General features: G+C 66.9%; 21 protein-coding genes. 9 read left to right on the top strand and 12 right to left on the bottom strand.

Annotated features, from left to right (window positions below):
- Positions 1 to 23 precede the first annotated feature (23 nt).
- A complete protein-coding gene (locus ACPUER_RS08715) occupies positions 24 to 842 on the top strand; it encodes an IclR family transcriptional regulator (RefSeq protein WP_175960020.1) in 819 nt (272 codons plus the stop codon).
- 139 nt (positions 843 to 981) lie between these two features.
- Positions 982 to 1,620, top strand: coding sequence for a 2-hydroxychromene-2-carboxylate isomerase (locus tag ACPUER_RS08710; RefSeq protein WP_425130864.1), 639 nt, complete (start codon positions 982 to 984; stop codon positions 1,618 to 1,620).
- Between the two features lie 23 nt (positions 1,621 to 1,643).
- Here the strand turns inward: ACPUER_RS08710 and ACPUER_RS08705 are convergent, their stop codons facing one another.
- Entirely contained in the window at positions 1,644 to 1,787 is a 144-nt protein-coding gene (locus ACPUER_RS08705) for a hypothetical protein (protein WP_425130863.1), read from the bottom strand.
- 345 nt (positions 1,788 to 2,132) lie between these two features.
- Between ACPUER_RS08705 and ACPUER_RS08700 the strand changes: the two genes are divergently transcribed.
- On the top strand, positions 2,133 to 2,825 hold the full coding sequence (locus tag ACPUER_RS08700) for a phosphatase PAP2 family protein (RefSeq protein WP_425130862.1): 693 nt from the start codon (positions 2,133 to 2,135) through the stop codon (positions 2,823 to 2,825).
- A gap of 100 nt (positions 2,826 to 2,925) precedes the next feature.
- Here the strand turns inward: ACPUER_RS08700 and ACPUER_RS08695 are convergent, their stop codons facing one another.
- Entirely contained in the window at positions 2,926 to 3,585 is a 660-nt protein-coding gene (locus ACPUER_RS08695; protein WP_425130861.1) for a glutathione S-transferase family protein, read from the bottom strand.
- A gap of 126 nt (positions 3,586 to 3,711) precedes the next feature.
- Complete coding sequence (locus ACPUER_RS08690; RefSeq protein ID WP_175960016.1) at positions 3,712 to 4,782, bottom strand: MBL fold metallo-hydrolase; 1,071 nt, start codon at positions 4,780 to 4,782, stop codon at positions 3,712 to 3,714.
- Positions 4,783 to 6,122: 1,340 nt separating this feature from the next.
- Between ACPUER_RS08690 and ACPUER_RS08685 the strand changes: the two genes are divergently transcribed.
- The 3 genes from ACPUER_RS08685 to ACPUER_RS08675 all read left to right on the top strand — a co-directional run bounded on the left by ACPUER_RS08685 (position 6,123) and on the right by ACPUER_RS08675 (position 8,098).
- Positions 6,123 to 6,725: a hypothetical protein gene (locus ACPUER_RS08685; protein WP_175960014.1), complete on the top strand. Its 603-nt coding sequence runs from the start codon at positions 6,123 to 6,125 to the stop codon at positions 6,723 to 6,725.
- Positions 6,722 to 7,117, top strand: a complete 396-nt coding sequence (locus tag ACPUER_RS08680) for a hypothetical protein (RefSeq protein ID WP_175960013.1) — start codon at positions 6,722 to 6,724, stop codon at positions 7,115 to 7,117. The genes ACPUER_RS08685 and ACPUER_RS08680 overlap by 4 nt, the downstream gene beginning before the upstream one ends.
- Before the next feature lie 72 nt (positions 7,118 to 7,189).
- Entirely contained in the window at positions 7,190 to 8,098 is a 909-nt protein-coding gene (locus tag ACPUER_RS08675; RefSeq protein ID WP_175960012.1) for an HTH-type transcriptional regulator ArgP, read from the top strand.
- A gap of 31 nt (positions 8,099 to 8,129) precedes the next feature.
- Here ACPUER_RS08675 and ltaE read toward each other — a convergent pair whose 3' ends face one another.
- A complete protein-coding gene (gene ltaE / locus ACPUER_RS08670) occupies positions 8,130 to 9,143 on the bottom strand; it encodes a low-specificity L-threonine aldolase (RefSeq protein ID WP_425130860.1) in 1,014 nt (337 codons plus the stop codon).
- Between the two features lie 485 nt (positions 9,144 to 9,628).
- Between ltaE and ACPUER_RS08665 the strand changes: the two genes are divergently transcribed.
- The 3 genes from ACPUER_RS08665 to ACPUER_RS08655 are packed head-to-tail and all read left to right on the top strand — an operon-like array spanning position 9,629 to position 12,229.
- Entirely contained in the window at positions 9,629 to 11,041 is a 1,413-nt protein-coding gene (locus ACPUER_RS08665) for a cytochrome ubiquinol oxidase subunit I (RefSeq protein ID WP_425130859.1), read from the top strand.
- Between the two features lie 29 nt (positions 11,042 to 11,070).
- Positions 11,071 to 12,078 carry a cytochrome d ubiquinol oxidase subunit II gene (cydB, locus tag ACPUER_RS08660; RefSeq protein WP_175031550.1) on the top strand — a complete coding sequence of 336 codons (1,008 nt, stop codon included), beginning with the start codon at positions 11,071 to 11,073 and terminating at the stop codon, positions 12,076 to 12,078.
- Complete coding sequence (locus ACPUER_RS08655) at positions 12,050 to 12,229, top strand: hypothetical protein (protein ID WP_174383389.1); 180 nt, start codon at positions 12,050 to 12,052, stop codon at positions 12,227 to 12,229. The genes cydB and ACPUER_RS08655 overlap by 29 nt, the downstream gene beginning before the upstream one ends.
- Before the next feature lie 104 nt (positions 12,230 to 12,333).
- Here ACPUER_RS08655 and ACPUER_RS08650 read toward each other — a convergent pair whose 3' ends face one another.
- From ACPUER_RS08650 to ACPUER_RS08615, 8 genes are all read right to left on the bottom strand, one after another.
- Complete coding sequence (locus ACPUER_RS08650) at positions 12,334 to 12,621, bottom strand: helix-turn-helix domain-containing protein (protein ID WP_175960008.1); 288 nt, start codon at positions 12,619 to 12,621, stop codon at positions 12,334 to 12,336.
- 154 nt (positions 12,622 to 12,775) lie between these two features.
- A complete protein-coding gene (locus ACPUER_RS08645; RefSeq protein WP_044848494.1) occupies positions 12,776 to 12,970 on the bottom strand; it encodes a YqaE/Pmp3 family membrane protein in 195 nt (64 codons plus the stop codon).
- A 237-nt stretch (positions 12,971 to 13,207) separates the two neighbouring features.
- Positions 13,208 to 14,407: a porin gene (locus tag ACPUER_RS08640; protein ID WP_175960006.1), complete on the bottom strand. Its 1,200-nt coding sequence runs from the start codon at positions 14,405 to 14,407 to the stop codon at positions 13,208 to 13,210.
- Positions 14,408 to 14,475: 68 nt separating this feature from the next.
- Positions 14,476 to 14,931 carry a TIGR00725 family protein gene (locus ACPUER_RS08635; protein ID WP_425130875.1) on the bottom strand — a complete coding sequence of 152 codons (456 nt, stop codon included), beginning with the start codon at positions 14,929 to 14,931 and terminating at the stop codon, positions 14,476 to 14,478.
- Between the two features lie 70 nt (positions 14,932 to 15,001).
- Positions 15,002 to 15,832, bottom strand: coding sequence for an ABC transporter permease (locus tag ACPUER_RS08630; RefSeq protein WP_175960004.1), 831 nt, complete (start codon positions 15,830 to 15,832; stop codon positions 15,002 to 15,004).
- A 10-nt stretch (positions 15,833 to 15,842) separates the two neighbouring features.
- Positions 15,843 to 16,931 carry an extracellular solute-binding protein gene (locus tag ACPUER_RS08625; protein WP_204422065.1) on the bottom strand — a complete coding sequence of 363 codons (1,089 nt, stop codon included), beginning with the start codon at positions 16,929 to 16,931 and terminating at the stop codon, positions 15,843 to 15,845.
- A gap of 36 nt (positions 16,932 to 16,967) precedes the next feature.
- Positions 16,968 to 17,999, bottom strand: a complete 1,032-nt coding sequence (locus tag ACPUER_RS08620; protein WP_175960003.1) for an ABC transporter ATP-binding protein — start codon at positions 17,997 to 17,999, stop codon at positions 16,968 to 16,970.
- A gap of 7 nt (positions 18,000 to 18,006) precedes the next feature.
- Positions 18,007 to 18,858, bottom strand: a complete 852-nt coding sequence (locus ACPUER_RS08615) for an ABC transporter permease (protein WP_175960002.1) — start codon at positions 18,856 to 18,858, stop codon at positions 18,007 to 18,009.
- Between the last annotated feature and the right edge of the window lie 34 nt (positions 18,859 to 18,892).

Raw genomic sequence — 18,892 nt, 5'->3', positions numbered from 1 at the left:
CCATCATCCGAAGGAAGCAGGCAGTGCCTACCACTCAAGCAGATCACGCCGGCGACGGGCCCGATTCGTCGACCGAGGAAGCCTCCAGCGGCGTCGCCGTGCTCGATCGCGCGTTCGCGATCCTCCGTGCATTCGGGCCGACCGACGACCGGTTGTCGCTCGCCGAGCTGTCGCGCCGCACCGGGCTGTACAAGAGCACGATCCTGCGTCTGCTCGCCGCGCTCGAACATGGCGGCTTCATGCGCAAGCTCGACGACGGCCAGTACGCGGTCGGGCACGAGCCGCTGCGGCTCGCCGCGCTGTACCAGCGTTCGTTCCGGGTCGGCCCGGTGGTCGAGCCGCTGCTCGAGACGCTGAGCCGCGAACTCGGGGAAACGGCGTCGTTCTATGTGCGCCAGGGCGACATGCGCTCGGTGCTCTACCGCGTCGAGCCCGCACGCGCGGTGCGCGTGTCGATTCGCGTCGGCGAGGAGTTTCCGGTTCGCCAGGGCGCGTCCGGGAAGGTGCTGATGGCGTTCACCGACACGCAGGACGCACGCTGGAACGACGTGCGCGAACGACTGTGGGCCGCATCGTACGGCGAGCGCGACCCCGAGACGGCGTCGGCGTCCGTGCCGGTGTTCGATGCTGCCGGCGCATGCGTCGGCGCGCTGACGGTGTCGGGCCCGAAATCGCGGCTCGCCGCCGCGCCGACGATGGCGGCGGCGCTCGCGATGCTGCTGCCGCTCGCGCAGAAGGCGACCGTTGCCCTCGGCGGCGCGGGCGCACGCTACGACGCAGCCGCCGTGCGCGATAGCCTCGCTCGGCTCGCGTCGGCAGCAGACGACGCCGCGGGGTCGTAGCCGGCAGCGCAGCGCAACGCAACGCAACGCAAAAGGCGACCGCGTGCGACACTGGCCGCCGATGCACGCATCGCACGCCGCCCGTGTGCGCACCATGCGTGCAACCGTCAACCGGCCATGCACAAGAGGGGCATCCGCCATGAACGCCGCGCGCACCACCACCTGGTATTTCGATTTCGTTTCGCCGTTCGCCTACCTGCAGCAGGAACAGTTCGACCGGTTGCCGCCCGCCGCGGCGTTCGAGCCGCGGCCGATCGTGCTCGGCGCGCTGCTCGCGCACTGGGGCCAGAAAGCGCCGGCGGAGATCGCGGCGAAACGCGTCTTCACCTATCGCCACGCGCAATACCGCGCGGACAAGCTCGGCATCCCGTTCCGGATGCCGCCGGCCCACCCGTTCAACCCGATCAAGCCGCTGCGCCTCGCGATCGCGATGGGCAGTTCGCTCGATGCGATCCAGCGGATCTTCCGGCATATCTGGCGCGACGGCCAAGACGTATCGACACCGGAAGGCTTCGCCGCGCTGTGCGAAGCCGTCGGCTTTCCGGAAGGCGTGACGGCCGTCGAAGCACAGCCGGTGAAGGACGCGCTGCGCGCGAACACCGATCGTGCGATCGCGCACGGCGTATTCGGCGTGCCGACTTTCGAACTCGACGGCGACCTGTTCTGGGGCGAGGATGCGACCGACATGTTCGCCGACTGCGCTACGTCCCGCGCGTGGCTCGACTCGCCCGAGGTGCGCCGCATCAGCGCGCTGCCCGAAGGAATCCGGCGCGGCTGACGGCGCAGCCCGCGCCCTCCGGGTCAGACTTCGCGCGCTTCGACGAGCCCCGGCACGGCCTCGCCCATCATCGCGACGAACTGCGCGACCGCGTTGCGCCGGCAAAACGGGCAGGCCCACCGGGCTTGCCCGCCTTTTCTTTTATTTTCGACCGGCGCATGCGTCATGCTGCGCGGCCTGACAGATTCGCACAGAGCGTAACCCGCATTCGTTCATCCGGCGCAAGGTCCGCACCGGCTTGCCAAACTGTCCAGCTCAACCAAATATTTTTCCGACGACCGCGTGCATCGACGCACAAACATCGGATGATTCGCCCCTCCCCCGCCGCTCGGCACGCTCCCATCCGGCCCCACTGCACAGCCCCGTTTTATCAGGGGATTCCCGGTATTTTTTCGGATTTTCTTCGAAATAACGGGTGACATACTTGCCCCCCGTTGCGCTCCGGTACGAGCGCGCTTCCAGATCCTGCCGGCCGCGCGCCGCGTGCTGCGCATCCGCCGGGGTCACAGAACATGAACAATTTCGACACCACGATCCAGATCTTCCTCACCCACGCGACGTTCGGCCCGCTGATGAATCACGCGATTCGCGTGATCGCCGGCCTGTACACGTTCAAAGGCTTCGTGCTCATTCCCGTGCTGTGCTGGCTGTGGTTCCAGCCGGGCCCGAACCGCGAGCGGCAACGCGAGCTGGTTATCGCAACGGTCGCGAGCGGGCTCATCGCGCTCGCGTTCGGCCGGCTGCTCGCGCAGGTGCTGCCGTTCCGCGTGCGGCCGATCTACAACCCCGACCTGCACCTGCACTTCCCGTCGGCCGGGCTGCGCGCGGCAACGCTGCAGGCGTGGAGTTCGTTTCCGAGCGATCACGCGATGCTGTGGATGGCGATCGCGACCGGCATCTTCATCATCGCGCGCCGCGCCGGCGTGTTCGCGCTGCTGTATTCCGTCGTGTTCATCTGCGTGCCGCGCGCGTATCTCGGCTTTCACTACCCGACCGACCTGATCGCCGGCGCCACGATCGGCATCGCGATCGCATGGCTGCTGACGCGCGACGCGGTCCGGTCGCGCTTCGCACCGCAGGTGCTGGGAATGATCCGGCGCTTCCCCGCGCCGGCCTATACGCTCGCGTTCCTGCTGTGCTTCGAGTTGATCACGCAGTTCGACGAACTGCTGACGCTCGCGCAGTCGGCCACGCAAACGATGTAACGGGCACGCGCCGCGATGCTGCCGCTGCTTTCTTTCCGTCGCCCCGGCACGCGCTGCCGGCCGTGCGCGGCGGCAGCACGCCGCGCGACGGCCGCGCAGATCAGTCGCGATCGGGCGCGCCGAGCGGAAAGAACGAGCGAAACGGCCGCGCCTCGTCGACCGCTCGCGCGAACGACGGCCGCGCAAGCAGACGCTTGCGGTACGCGATCACGTTCGCGAACGACGGATCGATCCGGTGCGTCCAGTCCGCGTAGAACAGGAACGGTGCCGCGCCGCAATCGGCGAGGCTGAAGCGGTCGCCCGCCGCCCATTCGCGATCGGCCATCTTCTTGTCCAGCCACGCATACGACGTTTCGAGCATCGCGCGCGCATCGGCGACACCGCGCGCATCGCGCTCGGCTTCCGGCCGCAGCGCGTCGTGCACGACCTTCTGCTGCGGCGTCGACACGTAGTTGTCGAAGAAGCGATCCATCATCCGCACCTCGAGCGCCGCGTGCGGATCGTCGGGCAGCAGGCGCACGGGGCCCGGATGGTTCAGGCCGAGATACTCGATGATGATCGACGCCTCGACCACGGTGCGGCCCGCGTCGACGAGCACCGGAAAACGCTTCAGCGGCCACAGCGCGGTCAGTTCCTGCATCGGCTTCGGATCGTTGTGCGCGAGCACGCGATACTCGAACGGCGTGCCGTTCTCGTACAGCGCGGTCAGCACTTTCTGGCAGTAGGACGAAAAGGGATGGGCATAAAGCGTCGGCATCATCGTGCGGTCTCTCAGGGTTTCGGCGCTGCGTCATGCGGCGCCACATGATCTCGGATACCTTGACGACGAACGGCGACCGGCCGTTTCGACATCGGTCCGGAAATTTTTTTGCGCGGCCTCGGCGCGCTACGACCGGCCGTCCATCACGACGCGCCCTTCGGCGCGCCAGCGCAGCATCCCGCCGCCGAGATTCGCGACCGCGTCGAAGCCGGCCTTCAGCAGGATCACGTTCGCCTGCGCGGATCGCCCGCCGGCCCGGCACACGGTCACGACCGGCCGGTCGCGCGCGATCTCGCCGGTGCGCGCGGCCAGTTCGCCGAGCGGAATCGGCGTCGCGCCGGGCAGGTGGCCGAGCGGGCCGGTGAATTCGTCCGGTTCGCGCACGTCGACGACCTGCACCGCCGGCAGATGATCCTCGAGCCACTGCGGATCGATTTCCCAGAAGCCGGCGAACGTATAGACGAGCGGCGCCCAGTCGGGCGCCGCCTGCGCATCGGGCGCGTTCGCGGCAACGCCGCACTGCAGGTTCGCCGGCACCGCGACGTCGATCTGGCGCGGGTGCGCGAGCCCGAGGTTGCGCATGTAGCCGGCGAAATCGTCTTCGCTGAGATCGCCGCCGAGACGCGGATTGAAGCGCCGCTCCTCGCCGACGCTCGTCACCGTGAGCCCGCGATAGTCGTGCGCCGGATACAGCAGGCACGCGGCCGGCAGCGTGAAGAGCCGGCCGTGCACCGCGCGATACAGCGCGCGCGGGTCGCCCTGCTGGAAGTCGGTGCGGCCCGTGCCGCGGATCAGCAGGCAGTCGCCGGTGAACGCCATCGATTCGTCGTCGAGCACGAGGCTGATGCAGCCGCTCGTGTGGCCGGGCGTCGCGCGCACGGTCAGGTAGCGCGAGCCGAATGCGCAGCGGTCGCCATCGTTCAGGTAGCGGTCGGCGCCCTGCGCGCCGCTCGCGGCCGAGATCGCGATCGCGCTGCCCGTGCGCTGCTTCAGCAGCCACGCGCCCGTCACGTGATCGGCATGCACGTGCGTGTCGACGGTCGCGACGAGCCGCAATCCGAGTTCATCGACGAGTGCCGCGTCGCGGCGCACCTGCTCGAACACCGGATCGATCAGCAGCGCTTCGCGCGATGCGCGGTCGGCGAGCAGATACGTGTATGTCGACGATTGCGGGTCGAAAAGTTGCCGGAAGATCATCGCGAAGTCGCTCCGTCGCCTGTTCAGGTTGGTGTTGTACGGCCCACGTGCCGTGCGTCGCCGACGCGCGTATGCGCGAGCACGAGTGCCGCCCCGTCCGTATGCCTGCCGCGCCGCATGATCCGTAAATTCACGGCTGCGTCTGCCGTGCATCGTCGCCCGGCACCGACGTCGGCATGATGACATCGTCGCCGGACAATCGGCATCGCACCTGCCGCGTTTCACACATTCATATAGCGTAGATCAAAATGCACGCGCCACCGGCGTCCCATGCACGGCAACCGATTCCGACGACGAATGGTGCGCGGCGGGACGATTCGCCGCGCCCGGACGGTGGCGCGCGCTGCCTTACACTCACAAAGCGCGGGATTGACTCCGGGCGATCAGAGCATTTTGCATTTTTGACGTCTGCGATTTTTACCTGCTGCCGGTCGTACGTGATCTTCCTCCAATCGACCGCACAATCCACTTCGATTTCTTGTTCTTTTTTTTCAAAAAAAATCCGGGTCATCCGATTTTGGCCGTTTCGACTCGAGCAGCTTATTCATTTCCACCAGTACCGGTAGTTCCGACGCTCAACCCGCCAAGACGACGCGACGCGAAGGAGGAGACGGGAGATCTCCCAGCAAACCGCGCAGATTTTCAGGTGCTCGCCGGTGCATCGATGCCCGACGCTACCGGCGTTTCGTCTGAGAAAATCGATGCTCGATATTATTTTGAGTGTTCGAAATTTCTCTATTCAACATATAAAAGTTTCGCAACGTGCATTGTGAACTGCGACCCCTTTAGTATTTAGCGCTCAAATGTAAAATGAAGTGACTCATCAATCAGTGCCCGACTCCAAGTCAGAACAATTCGGCACACTCCAGATGGCGGAATTCGCGCAAGGGTCGGACCGTTCTCACACCGATTTCTCGCTCGTTACGCTCTTTGCATTTCGTAACAAGTCGGGTTGATTCGTCGCGGCCTGCTGTTTTAAATTTCGCGGGTCGTCCGGCAGCATCCGGCAGTTGGGCGACGTTTCATTCTACAAATCGCGACATGCCGGATACCTGGGTGGCCAGCCATCCGACACTGCAAGTCTGCACGCTGTGCGGGCTTGATCAAGCGGTCGAACTCGCAATGGGTATCGATTCGACTACATGCATCCTGTTGGGACCCGACGCGCCGTAGTGGGCTCGCCGAGTTGTTCATGTCATGCCGAACTGGAGCCAGCTTGATCGTGGAATCCACGGTCGCATTTTTATATCTGCGTCGTACTCCTAACGTATCGCCGAAATTCACCCAGATTTGCGACGGTACAACTCAACTTTGCGCAACGCGCCGAAAAAGGACAGAAAATGGAATTCGTACGAATGGGAATCGTCTTTGTTCATCTCATAGCCTGCTGTGTCGCGATTGGCCTCGTGCTGACCAGCGACATTGCGATGGTCAGGCGACTGTTGGATTCTGACGCGCCTACCGATCTTGCCCAGGTCCACCTGCCCAGCCTGCAGCGCACCGTCACGTTGGCGCTGATGGTGCTTTGGATCACCGGCATCGCGATCATTGCGTTCGATATGCGGACTCAGGGTCTCGGGTATCTCGGCAATCCCAAGCTGCAGGCCAAGATTGGCATCGTCGCGTTGCTGACCTTCAACGGTATCGCTTTGCACTCCGCGGTCCTCCCGGCATTGCAGAAAGCGGGATCCTTGCTGAAGCTTTCCTTCGAACGGCGCATGGTTGCCATTTTCGCGGGCGTGATTTCCGCCGTCTCGTGGTTCTATGCGGCAATGCTTGGCGTCGGGCGCCCATTGAGCTGGAAGTATTCATTGATCCAAATCCTGGCGGCTTACCCGGCACTGGTCGCGAGTGGAATCGCCGCCATGTTGTTTATCACGGCAGTGGCGAAATCCAGGACGGCCGTTGAACGACGGAATACCGAAAACGTGGCGGCCTATTGATCGCCGACACCCGAGGGATGCGCACTGCTCGCAGCAGTGCGCATTCTGTCTTCGCACATTCCGCGCTTCGGCCAGCGTCGGATCCCGAATTTTCGGGTGCACGCGAGCGCTCGCCGGAGCCGGCGCGGCTGTTTCTCCCTGGACATCGAACAGGTACCGGCGACGCCACGCGCGCGATCGCGTACCTCGAACACGCCGACATGTTTAAATGCAGCACCCCGCTGCGCCGCTTGTCGAACAAGATCGACAAAGAGATCATGCGGGCAAGCCGAATGGGAAATCCGCGCGAGCACCTTGCGCCAGACCATCTGGCACAACATGCCGAATCGGTCGCGGTTTGGTCCCAAGGCATGACCGAGTTTCATTTCACAATTGATCGCCACGCGTCATAATCGGCCGCAACACCATGACTAGCAGGGCCTCATCGTTTTGAACATCACAATCTGTCTCGGTTCATCTGATACATGTCGCTGACGATCGATCCGAAGCAGGCCGCCGCGCTGCTGGCCGTCGCCGACACCGGCAGCTTCGAGCAGGCGGCCGTGCGCCTGCACGTGACCGCGTCCGCGGTCACGCAGCGGGTCCGCGCACTGGAGGCGAGCCTCGGCACGCCGCTCGTGCTGCGCACGCGGCCGTGCCGCCCGACGGTGGCCGGGCAGCGCGTGCTGCAGCACCTGCGGCGCGTCGCGCTGCTGCAGGCCGACCTGCAAAGCACGCTCGCGACCGAGCGCGAATCGCCGATCTCCGTGACGATCGCGCTGAATTCCGACAGCCTCGGCACGTGGTTCCTGCCCGCGCTGACGTCCGTGCTCGCGGGCGAGCGGATCCTGTTCGAGCTGATCGTCGAGGATCAGGACCACACGTTCGCGCTGCTCGAAAGCGGGATGGCGGTCGGCTGCGTGACGACCGAGCCGAAGCCGATGCGCGGCTGCGTCGCGACGCCGCTCGGTACGATGCGCTACCGCCTGCTCGCGGCCGCCGCGTTCGCGGCGCGCTGGTTTCCACGCGGACTGAACCGCACGAGCGCACGCAACGCGCCCGTCGTCGCGTATTCGCGGCGCGACACGCTGCAGTCGTCGTTTTTGAAGGAGAAGTTCGGATTGCCGGAAGGCGCGTACCCGTGCCATTACGTGCCGGGCACCCATTCGCACTTCGCGGCGGTGCGGCACGGACTCGGCTACGCGATGGTGCCGGAGCCGCTGATCGGCGCCGCGCCGCTCGACGCGCAGGGGCTCGTCGATCTCGCGCCCGCGCACCCGACCGACGTCACGCTGTATTGGCACGCGTGGACCGTGCAGTCGCCGACGATGGCGTCGCTGTCCGCGCGGGTGGTCGAAGCGGCGCGCCGGTTGCTCGCGCCGCTGCCGAAATGACATGAGCCGGTGACGGCCCGGCTCGCGGCAGTTACGCGCGCCGCTGCGAGAAATACGCGCCGACCGCGTCGACGAACGTATCGATGTCCGCGCGCGACACGTCGCAGTGGGTGACGAAGCGCGACGCGTACAGCATCTGCGTGAGGATCCCCCGCTCCTTGAGCCACGCCTCGAGCGGCGCGCAATCGGCTTCCGGGAATTGCGCGAACACCATGTTCGTCGCATGCGACAGCACCTTCACGGATTCGATCCGCGCGAGGCCTGCCGCAAGATGCGCGGCGTTCGCGTGATCGTCCGCGAGCCGCTCGACGTTATGGTCGAGCGCATACAGGCACGCCGCCGCGAGAATGCCCGACTGCCGCATCCCGCCGCCGAGCACCTTGCGCCAGCGCTGCGCGCGCTCGATCAGCGCACGGCTGCCGACCAGCACCGAGCCGACCGGTGCGCCGAGCCCTTTCGAGAAGCAGATCGATACGGTATCGAACGGCGCGCACAGCTCCGCGATCGGGCGGCCCGACGCGACGGCCGCGTTGCATACGCGCGCGCCGTCGAGGTGCGCGGACAGCCCGCGGCTGCGCGCGAACGCGACGGCTTCCTGCACATAGCCTTCCGGCAAGACCTGGCCGCCGATCGTGTTCTCGAGCGCGAGCAGGCGCGTGCGGGCAAAGTGATTGTCGATCGGCTTGATCGCCGCGGCGATCTTCGCGAGCGGCAGCGTGCCGTCCGGCGCGTTCTCGATCGGCTGCGGCTGGATGCTGCCCAGCACGGCCGCACCGCCGCCTTCGTACTTGTAGGTGTGCGCGAGCTGGCCGACGATGTACTCGTCGCCGCGCTCGCAATGGGACATCAGCGCGGCCAGGTTGCTCTGCGTGCCGCTCGGGAAGAACAGGCCGGCTTCCTTGCCGGCCCGCTCGGCCGAAACCGCCTGCAGGCGCAGCACGGTCGGGTCGTCGCCCCATACGTCGTCGCCGACTTCGGCGGCAGTCATCGCGGCCAGCATCGCCTGGCTCGGACGTGTCACGGTATCGCTGCGTAAATCGATCATCTTCGTGCCCTGAGTGAACGCGGACCGGAACCGATGCGCCCGGCCCTGCCGAAACGAGACTCAGAGTGTACGCAATTCACGCAGCGCGTGCCGACGGCCGCGCTGCCGCCCCCACCTGCCGCGCCCATCCCGCGCGGTCGCCCGCATTACGGGCTGACGCGTCGAAACGGATCGGCCGCGCACGGCGGCACGCCAGAGGTTCCGCACGGTGCGGGCGTGCGGATCGAATCGTTCCGATGACGCGACGCGCCATATTGCCGCACGTGCGTCAGACCGCCACGCCGCGGCCGCACGCGCCGCGAGCGGCCTTCTTGATACGAATCAACGATTTATCCCGAAATCGCGCGCGGCGGGCTGGACATCTGCGACGAGTTGGCGCATTTCGCGGTGCAACATCGCGGCCCATACTCCAGCCAACCCCGCCGCCTGTCGGCCGGGGTCCGCCGGCACCCGCCGGCGGGTATCGTCAGCTTCGGTCATCTGGTATGGACACCGCACTTTCGGCCCTCGATCTGGCCCGCCTGCAATTCGCGTTCACCGTCTCCTTTCACATCGTCTTTCCGGCGCTGAGCATCGGCCTCGCCAGCTTCATCGCCGTGCTCGAATATCGCTGGCTCAAGACCGGCAAGCAGTACTACAAGACCCTCTGTCTGTTCTGGTCGAAGATCTTCGCGGTCGCGTTCGGGATGGGCGTCGTCTCCGGCGTCGTGATGAGCTACCAGTTCGGCACCAACTGGTCGGGCTTCTCGAGCTTCGCCGGCGCCGTCACCGGGCCGCTGCTGATGTACGAAGTGATGACCGCGTTCTTCCTCGAGGCCGGCTTCCTCGGCATCATGCTGTTCGGCTGGAACCGCGTGAGCCCGCGCGCGCACTTCGGCGCGACGCTGATGGTCGCGGTCGGCACGCTGATCTCGACGTTCTGGATCCTCGCGTCGAACAGCTGGATGCAGACGCCGCAGGGCTTCGAGATCGTCGACGGCCGCGTCGTGCCGACCGACTGGTTCGCGATCATCTTCAACCCGTCGTTCCCGTACCGCCTGTTCCATATGGCGATCGCGGCGTTCATCGTCGCCGCGCTGGTCGTGGCCGCGACGGGCGCGTGGCACCTGCTGAAGGGCCGCCGCGACAAGGGCGTGAAGAAGATGTTCTCGATGGCGCTGTGGCTGCTGCTCGTGCTCGCGCCGCTGCAGGCCGTGATCGGCGACCAGCACGGCATCAACACGCTGAAGCACCAGCCCGCGAAGATCGCCGCGATCGAAGGGCTGTGGGAAACCGAGAAGGGCGGCACGCCGCTCAACCTGTTCGGCATTCCGGACATGCAGGCGGAAACGACCCGCTACGCGGTGAAGGTGCCGCACCTCGGCAGCCTGATCCTCACGCACAGCTGGGACGGCGAAATCCGCGGGCTGAAGGACTTCCCGCCCGAGGACCGCCCGAACTCGACCGTCGTGTTCTGGAGCTTCCGGATCATGGTGGGCCTCGGCTTCGCGATGATCGGCCTCGCCGCGCTCGCGTGGCTGCTGCGCCGCTGCGGCCGCCTGTATGAATCGAAGTGGTTCCAGCGCTTCGCGCTCGTGATGGGCCCGACCGGCTTCGTGTCGCTGCTCGCGGGCTGGGTGACGACCGAAGCGGGCCGCCAGCCGTGGGTCGTGTATGGCGTGATGCGCACCGCGCAGGCCGTGTCGCCGCTGTCGGTGCAGCAGGTCAGCCTGTCGATGATGACGTTCGTGATCGTGTACTTCCTCGTGTTCGGCACCGGCGTGTACTACATGCTGAAGCTGATGAAGGCCGGCCCCGCGCTGCCCGACGCGAAGCACGACGACACGCCCGACACGCGCCCCGATCACACCGCGCGCCGCCCGATGTCGGCCGTCGACGAGCTGATCGAGACCGTCTGAGCCCACCCCATCCGCAAACGAGAAAACCTATGGACGTCACCGTAATCTGGGCCGCGATCATCGCATTGGGGCTCTTCATGTACGTCGTGCTCGACGGCTTCGACCTCGGCATCGGCATCGTCTTCCCGTTCTTCCCGGACGAGAAGGAACGCGACCTGATGATGAACACGGTCGCGCCCGTGTGGGACGGCAACGAGACGTGGCTCGTGCTCGGCGGCGCCGGGCTGTTCGCGGTGTTCCCGATCGTCTATTCGACCGTGCTGTCGGCGCTGTACCTGCCGCTGATCTTCATGCTGGTCTGCCTGATCTTCCGCGGCGTGTCGTTCGAGATCCGCGCGAAGGCGCGGCGCACGAAGCAGCTGTGGGATCTCGCGTTCATCGGCGGCTCGGCCGGCGCGACGTTCTTCCAGGGGATCGCGCTCGGCGCGTTCCTGCAGGGCATCAACGTGAAGGACGGCGTGTTCGCGGGCGACGCGTTCGACTGGCTCACCCCGTTCAGCCTGCTGACGGGCCTCGGCCTGATCGTGACCTATGCGCTGCTCGGCTGCTGCTGGCTCGTCGCGAAGACGGAAGGCGACCTGCAGCGCCGGCTGCATCGCGTCGTGTGGCCGCTGACCGTCGTGCTGCTCGGCTTCATCGCCGTCATCAGCCTGTGGACGCCGCTGCAGGATCCGGCCATCGCGCAGCGCTGGTTCGATTCGGGGCTGTTCTGGCGCCTGCTGCCGGTGCCGTTCCTGGTCGCCGGGTGCGCGGTGTGGATGCGTCGCGCGGTGCGCGACCGGCACGACATGACGCCGTTCGTGCTCGCGCTGGCGCTCGTGCTGCTCGGCTATGTCGGCCTGCTCGTCACGCTGTTCCCGTATGCGATTCCGCAGACGATGACGATCTGGGAAGCGGCCGCGCCGCGTTCGAGCCAGACCTTCACGCTGGTCGGCGCAGCGGTTATCCTGCCGATCATCATCGCCTACACGACGATGGGTTACTGGGTATTCCGAGGGAAGGTGCGCCATGAAGACCAGCATTACTACCACCACTGATTCCGCCGATCGCCCGCCCGAGGCGCCCCGGCCGCGGATGCGCGGCTGGATGTGGTTCGTCGTGCTGTGGGCGGGCGGCGTGGCCGGCGCCGTCACGCTCGGCTATGCGTTCAAGATCTTCATGAACCTGACGCTGTTTGCGGTGAAGTGAAGCCGGAGCGCCGGCCGGGCGATCGCGCCACGCGCGCGGCCCGGGCGCGGCGCGCAGCGATCGCCCGATGGATGCGCGCCGCGCTGCCTCTTCCTCCGCGTGCGTTATTGCGGCGCCCGCCGCACGACGCCGAGCTTCAATCCCAGCATGCCGAATCTGCGGTTCATCGTCTGAACCGTCCCGTCGCTGCGGCCCTGCTCGATATCCTGGATCGTCTTCGTCGACACGCCGGCGAGCTTCGCCATCTCGGCGCTCGTCAGCCGCATCGTCTGCTTCAGATGACGCACCGATTCGCGCAGCGACCACTCGGGATGCGCGAGAACGTCGTCGATCGCTTGCCGCCGCCGCGCAAGCTGTTCGGGAAGCGACATCGCGTTATAGCGTTTGTCCATCGTGTCGCCTCCCGTCCGTCGAACACGGCCATCTCAGCAGAAATCTATACAAATTGTGCACGCGGCTGCGTGCAAATTATGTAGATATCTACCGAAACAGGAACCCTTGGCGTTGCACCTGGCGAGGAGAAACGCCCGGAATCGCAACGACGACCTACCGCCGCTCGCGCAGCGCCGCTTCGATCTTGCGATCGGTCTTGTACTGGCTCAGCGCATACACCGACCAGATCGCGGCCGGCAGCCAGCCGATGATCGTGAGTTGCAGGATCAGGCAGATCACGCCGGCGATCGGGCGGCCGATCGTGAAAAACTGGAACCACGGCAGCAAGAGAGCAAGCAGCAGACGCATCGAATTTTCCTTTTCCGCATCGTTGAAGAACAGCGTACGCGGCCAATATGGCGCGTTGCGCGCCCCATTTCAAGCCGGCGTACGCTGACCGCGCGCAGCCCGCAAGTAAGCCGTGGCTCCACGTCGGAGCGTCCGCATCGCCCCCCCCTTTCGCCCGACCGGCACGCCAGCCGCAAAAAAACGGCCCTCGCATCGCGCAAGGGCCGCAAGGGCTCGCCGGAGACGAACGGAGCCGCGTCAGAACGTATGCCGCATGCCGATCCGCACGAGCGTCTGCGTGTTGCCGGCGGACGAGATGCCGTTGCCGACGTCGCCGACTGACGCCGTCGCGGCGACGACGTTGCCGTACGGGTCGAGCGTCTTGCCGCTCGCCTTCTGGTAGCCGACGAGACCGTAGAGCGCGGTCCGCTTCGACAGGTAGTAGTACGACGCCAGGTTCAACTGGTGATACTTCGGCGCGGCTTCACCGCCGACCGAGCTGCCGCGCGTGAAGTCGTAGCCGGCCGCGACGCGCAGCGCCGGCGACACCTGCCACGACGCCGTACCGCCGACCGAGTTGTAGGTCGCGTTGCCCCGGAACGTCGAGAACGCGCCTGCCCGGTACTGCGTGTTGCTGTACGACAGGCCCAGCGTCACCGCGCCGATCTGGTAGGTCGACGCGGCCGCGACGATCTGCATGCTCTTCGACGACGCAAAACCCTCGTTGATCGACGACGCGAACGTGCCGTCGTACGAGCCGGTCCATGCGCCGCCGTTCGCGCCGAATGCGTTGGTCGCATACAGGTAGGCCGCGCCGAGCGCGAACGGCCCGTTCACGTACTGGCCGCCGACGCTCCACGTGTTCTGGTTCTTCGCGCTGCCTGCCTGGTTGCCGAAGCCGTACAGGCCGCCGAACGTGAAGCCGCCGAACGACGGGCTCACGTACTTGATCGAATTGTTCTCGCGCGACTGGTTGTCGATGTTGTCGAGATCGCCCGGATGCGCACCCATGCCGGTCAGGAACGAGCCGGGCCCGATCGAGCCGACGAAATCGACGATCGGATCGTACTGGCGGCCCATCGTCAGCGTACCGTAGCGCGTGCTCGACAGCCCCATCCACGCCTGGCGGCCGAACATCCGCCCGCCCTGGCCGAGCTGCCCGGTGCCGATGTTGAAGCCGCTCTCGAGCTGGAAGACGGCCGCGAGCCCGTCGCCGAGATCTTCCTTGCCCTTCAGCCCCCAGCGGCTGCCGGACCACGTACCGCTCGCGAAGCTGTAGCTCGACGCGCCGCGATACGCGACCGGCGAACCGAGCGACCCCTTGCTCGTCGCGACGCGCTGGTTGCTCGTGTACCCCAAACCCGCGTCGACGATCCCGTAGAGCGTGACGGTGCCTTGCGCATGCGCCGCCGTGCAGAGGCCGCCGGCAACGCAAAGCGCAAAAGTGATCTTCTTCATGTAGAGGATTCCTGTTTATTCAATCGATACCACCTGAAACGATGCATCCGGTTATCCGGAATGCCGATCTACGCCGAACCGGACAGCCACTGCGCGACCCGCGCGACGAGCAGGTCCGTTTCGTCGAAGTTCTCGACGCCCGCCACCTGCGGCGCGTCGCAAATCGTGAACACCGGCTTGCCCCATTGCAGCCCCAGCGCGATTTCGGACAGCGTGCCAAGGCCGCCGCCGACCGCGATCAGGCACAGCGACGCGCGAGCGATCAGCGCGTTGCGCGTGATGCCGAGCCCGGTGGGCAGCGCGACGCTCAGATACGGATTCGCGTGCTGCGCGTCGTCCTCGGGCAGCAGCCCGATCGCACAGCCGCCCGCCGCATGCGCGCCGCGCGCGGCGGCCTCCATCACGCCCTGCTTGCCGCCGCCGACGATCGCGACGCCCGCCGCCGCGAGCCCGTGCGCGATTCGCTCCGCGATGGCGAGCTGGGCGTCCGTCGCATCGCGCGGGCCGATCACGCCGACCGGCATCCGGTGCCGGTCGGCGCCGCGCTGCCGTTGCGCGAGTTGCTGCAGCGCATCGCGCGCCTGGTTCGACCATTCAATGACGTCGTTGCCGTGCAAGTCCTTCCCCCAATGCAAGAACACAAGTGCAGAGTGCCGTCAGCACGATCGACAGTACGGCGGCCTGCGAGAAATCGGTCTGTCCGTCGGACAGCTTCAGGTACATCAGCAGCGGCAGGATGTTGATCTGCGTGCCGGCCAGCGCGAGCGCCGTGCCGTACGTGCCGAGCGCGATCGCGCTGACGAGGCACCACGCCGACGCGATCGACGGCCACAGCTCGCGCCACGCGACGTCGAACCACGCGCGCCACGGCCGTGCGCCGAGCGTCAGCGCCGCCTCGAGCGGCCGCCTGTCGAGATTCGCGAGCGCCGGGTAGAGGATCAGCGCGACGCGCGGGATCAGGTAGTACGCGTACGCGAAAGCGAGCCCCGGCATCGTGTAGATCGCGCCGCCGACCACGGTCGGGTCCGCGCCGAGCGACGCCAGCAGCGTCGTCACGAAACCGGCGCGGCCGAACACGAGGATGAAGCCGTACGCGATCACGAGGCCGGAGAACGCAAGCGGCACGCCGAGCAGCGCGAGCGACCAGCGGCGGCGCGCCGGCGACTGCCCGGCCAGCACGAACGCGACCGGCACGCCGACCGCGACGGACAGCGTGCCGGCGCCGATCGCGAGCGCCAGCGAACGCACGATTGCGTCGGCGACGAGCGGATCGCCGAATACCGCGGAGAACGCACGACCGCCGCCGTCGAACGCGGCGCCGACGAGCGCGGCGAGCGGCAGCGCGAAGCACACCGCGAACAGCCCGGCCGCCGGCACCGCGCCGTAGCGGCGCAGGACGCCGCGCTGCATGGACGAGACCCGCATCCCGTTCCCCTTACTTGCCGAGCGTGGCCTGCGACCAGAGCTGGTCGACCTCGGCCTTGCGCGTCGCGGCCTTCGCGACGTCGAGCGGACGCACCTGCGGCGCATTCGGCAGCTTCGCGGCAACCTCCTGCGCGACCGGCGTGCCGGGTACGGCCGGGCGCACGTAGCCCTGCGCGAACAGCGCCTGGCCGACATCGCTCATCACGAGGTTGAGCCACAACTGCGCGGCGGCCGGGTTCGGGCCGTTCTTCACGAGACTCATCGCGTACGGCGCCGATACGCTGCCGTCCTGCGGAATCACGACGTCGGCCGCGTCGCCCATGCCGTCCGTGTACTTGGCCTTGAGCCCGTCGTTCTCGTAGCCGATCAGGATCGGAATCTCGCCCTTGACGAACTTCGCGTACGGCGTCGTCCCCTCGACGCGCAGCACGTTGCCCGCCTGCTTCAGCTTGCCGAAGAACTCCGCGCCCGGCTTCGGGTTGTCGACGCTGCCGCCGTTCGCATAGGCGGCGGCGAACACGGCGACCTGCCCCTGCCCGGTCGAGCGCGGGTCGAGATAGACGACCGCATTGCGATATTCGGGCTTCAGCAGGTCGGACCAGCGCTGCGGCACGTTCTTCACGAGCTTCCGGTTGACGAGCAGCGCGATGTTCAGCGAATGCACGGCGAACCAGCGGCCGTCGGCCGCGCGGAACACCGGCGGCAGCTTGTCGAAATTGACCGGCTTGAACGGCGCGACGACGTCCTTGGCCGTCGCATCGAGCGCCGACGCCGCGAAGTAGTACGCGGTGTCGGCCTGCGGGCGACGTCGCGACTTGTCGAGCGCGACGACCGTGGCCGCCGAGCCGATGTCGTTGTACGTGATCTCGACCTTCGGGTAGCGCTTGCGGAATTCGGCGAACAGCGATTTCCAGTTCGCCCATTCCGGGCCCGTGTCGAACGACACGACGAGCCCTTCGTCGGCGGCCTTCTCGTACAGCGCATCCTCGCCGGGATACAGCGGCGCGGCATGGGCCAGCGCCGGCGCGAGGGTCGCGAACGCGCAGAGCGCCAACAGGCGGCGGCGCGTCGCAAGAAGGAAGTGGCGGCGTGCAGACATCGTGATTCTCCGTTGAATGAATTGGGTCGCCCGCACTTACGCGGCGGGCAGCACGAGCAGGTGGCGCGGCTCGATCGACACGCAGCGCGCGGGCAGCTCGCGCCCTTCGCCGAGCAGCGCGTCGGTCGCGCCGGCCGGCACGAAGTCGAAGCGCTGCGTCGCGCCGAAATAGCGCACCTCGCCGACCCGGCCGTCGATGCGGTTCGCGACGTGTTCTGGCGGATCGGGCTGCAGGTGTTCCGGCCGGACCAGCACGTCGACCGGGTCGCCCGGCCGGTGCGCGCCCGTATCCGCGCACAGCGTGGTGAACCGCACGTCAACCGCGCCGTGCGCGAGCACGCGGCCGCGCAGCAGCGTCGAATGGCCGACGAAGCGGGCAACCTGCGCGGTCGCCGGACGCTCGTACAGGTCGCGCGGGGTGCCGGCCTGCAGCACGCGCCCGCTGTCGACGATCGCCACGCGATCGGCCATGCTGAGCGCCTCGTCCTGGTCGTGCGTGACGAGCAGCGTCGTCGCGCCGCACGCGCGCTGCAGCGCGCGGATCTCGTCGCGCAGCTGGTGGCGAATGCCGGCATCGAGCGCCGCGAGCGGCTCGTCGAGCAGCAGCAGCTTCGGTTCGATCACGAGCGCGCGGGCCAGCGCGACGCGCTGCTGCTGGCCACCGGACAACAGCGCCGTACTGCGGTCGGCCTGCGCCGCGAGGCCGACGCGTTCGAGCATCTCGAGCGCGCGGCGGCGGCGCAGTGCCGCCGTCATGCCGCGCATCTTCAGGCCATAGCCGACGTTGTCGACGACCGACAGGTTCGGAAACAGCGCGTAGTGCTGGAACACCATCCCGATCTCGCGCTGCCACACCGGCACGCCGGCCATGTCGCGGCCGACGATCGCGATGCGGCCGCGGTAGCCGTCGAGCAGCCCGGCGGCGAGGCGCAGCAGTGTCGATTTGCCGGAGCCGCTGCGGCCCATCACGGCGAGCAGTTCGCCCTGGGCCGCGGACAGCGTGACCGCGTCGACGCCGTGACGGGCGCCCGGATACTGAAAGCTGACGTTTTCGAAATCGAGACTCATGACGGTTTCACTTCAGGCGTTGCACGGTGAAGACGGATGCGAGCGTCGCGAGCACGGCGAGGACGAGCAGCACGACGGTCGCCGCACAGGCCATCCCCGACGCGCCGTAGAACGCTTGCAGCAGCACGATCGGATAGTTGCGATAGCGGAAGCCCGCGATCAGGTTCGAGATCTGGAATTCGCCGATCGACAGCGCGGCGACCATCACGAGGCCTGAAAACAGGCTATGCCGCAGGTTCGGCACCACGATCGTGAAGAACTGCCGCAGCGGCGTCGCGCCGAGCGTTGCCGCACACGCCTCGAGATGGGCGAGGCCCAGGTGGCGCAGGTCGCTCAGCAGTGTCTGCAGCAGATACGGCAGCGTCAGCACCGCGTGCGCGGCGATCATCAGCGGCAGCGTGCCGAGCCACGGCAGCGCATCGCCGCTGAAGATCGCGATGTAGCCGAACCCGAGCGTCAGCGCCGGCACCGCGATCGGCATCAGCATCACGACGCGCGCCGCGAAGCCGCGGCCGGCCAGTGCGCGGTGATGCAGCGCATACGCGAGCGGCAGCGCCAGCACGGCATTGATCGCACAACAGGCGAGCGCGACGACGAGGCTCACGCCGAATGCGCGGGTAAAGCTGCGATTCGAGGCCAGATCGGCGAACCAGTGCGACGTGATGCCGGACGGCAGCAGCGTGTTCGTCCACGACTGGCCGACCGAGCCGATCAGCAGCAGCGCGATCGGCAACGCGAGGTACAGCGCGAAGGCCGCGACGAATGCCTGCAGCAGCAGGCGTCCCGCCAACGCGCGCGGCCGTTTGTTACGACGAATCGGAATAGCTTCGGCAAGGGCCGGAGCGGATGGCGGATGCATGGCGAAACTCGCTGACGGATACGGAATGGGTCAC

Origin of the sequence: Burkholderia sp. DN3021 (assembly GCF_049805555.1) — a bacterium.
Taxonomy (GTDB): Bacteria; Pseudomonadota; Gammaproteobacteria; order Burkholderiales; family Burkholderiaceae; genus Burkholderia; species Burkholderia pyrrocinia_C.
The sequence above is the reverse complement of the archived record's forward strand: the minus strand, read 5'-3'. Positions and strand labels throughout refer to the sequence as shown.

What these genes read in the sequence shown, in the direction of transcription:
- ltaE (WP_425130860.1), bottom strand. Translation starts at nt 9,143, where the DNA reads ATGATCGATTTACGCAGCGATACCGTGACACGTCCGAGCCAGGCGATG.
- ACPUER_RS08710 (WP_425130864.1), top strand. Translation starts at nt 982, where the DNA reads ATGAACGCCGCGCGCACCACCACCTGGTATTTCGATTTCGTTTCGCCG.
- ACPUER_RS08625 (WP_204422065.1), bottom strand. Translation starts at nt 16,931, where the DNA reads ATGTCTGCACGCCGCCACTTCCTTCTTGCGACGCGCCGCCGCCTGTTG.
- ACPUER_RS08655 (WP_174383389.1), top strand. Translation starts at nt 12,050, where the DNA reads ATGAAGACCAGCATTACTACCACCACTGATTCCGCCGATCGCCCGCCC.
- ACPUER_RS08640 (WP_175960006.1), bottom strand. Translation starts at nt 14,407, where the DNA reads ATGAAGAAGATCACTTTTGCGCTTTGCGTTGCCGGCGGCCTCTGCACG.
- ACPUER_RS08650 (WP_175960008.1), bottom strand. Translation starts at nt 12,621, where the DNA reads ATGGACAAACGCTATAACGCGATGTCGCTTCCCGAACAGCTTGCGCGG.
- ACPUER_RS08705 (WP_425130863.1), bottom strand. Translation starts at nt 1,787, where the DNA reads ATGACGCATGCGCCGGTCGAAAATAAAAGAAAAGGCGGGCAAGCCCGG.
- ACPUER_RS08700 (WP_425130862.1), top strand. Translation starts at nt 2,133, where the DNA reads ATGAACAATTTCGACACCACGATCCAGATCTTCCTCACCCACGCGACG.
- ACPUER_RS08690 (WP_175960016.1), bottom strand. Translation starts at nt 4,782, where the DNA reads ATGATCTTCCGGCAACTTTTCGACCCGCAATCGTCGACATACACGTAT.
- ACPUER_RS08665 (WP_425130859.1), top strand. Translation starts at nt 9,629, where the DNA reads ATGGACACCGCACTTTCGGCCCTCGATCTGGCCCGCCTGCAATTCGCG.
- ACPUER_RS08675 (WP_175960012.1), top strand. Translation starts at nt 7,190, where the DNA reads ATGTCGCTGACGATCGATCCGAAGCAGGCCGCCGCGCTGCTGGCCGTC.
- ACPUER_RS08695 (WP_425130861.1), bottom strand. Translation starts at nt 3,585, where the DNA reads ATGATGCCGACGCTTTATGCCCATCCCTTTTCGTCCTACTGCCAGAAA.
- cydB (WP_175031550.1), top strand. Translation starts at nt 11,071, where the DNA reads ATGGACGTCACCGTAATCTGGGCCGCGATCATCGCATTGGGGCTCTTC.
- ACPUER_RS08630 (WP_175960004.1), bottom strand. Translation starts at nt 15,832, where the DNA reads ATGCGGGTCTCGTCCATGCAGCGCGGCGTCCTGCGCCGCTACGGCGCG.
- ACPUER_RS08620 (WP_175960003.1), bottom strand. Translation starts at nt 17,999, where the DNA reads ATGAGTCTCGATTTCGAAAACGTCAGCTTTCAGTATCCGGGCGCCCGT.
- ACPUER_RS08615 (WP_175960002.1), bottom strand. Translation starts at nt 18,858, where the DNA reads ATGCATCCGCCATCCGCTCCGGCCCTTGCCGAAGCTATTCCGATTCGT.
- ACPUER_RS08635 (WP_425130875.1), bottom strand. Translation starts at nt 14,931, where the DNA reads ATGCCGGTCGGCGTGATCGGCCCGCGCGATGCGACGGACGCCCAGCTC.
- ACPUER_RS08685 (WP_175960014.1), top strand. Translation starts at nt 6,123, where the DNA reads ATGGAATTCGTACGAATGGGAATCGTCTTTGTTCATCTCATAGCCTGC.
- ACPUER_RS08645 (WP_044848494.1), bottom strand. Translation starts at nt 12,970, where the DNA reads ATGCGTCTGCTGCTTGCTCTCTTGCTGCCGTGGTTCCAGTTTTTCACG.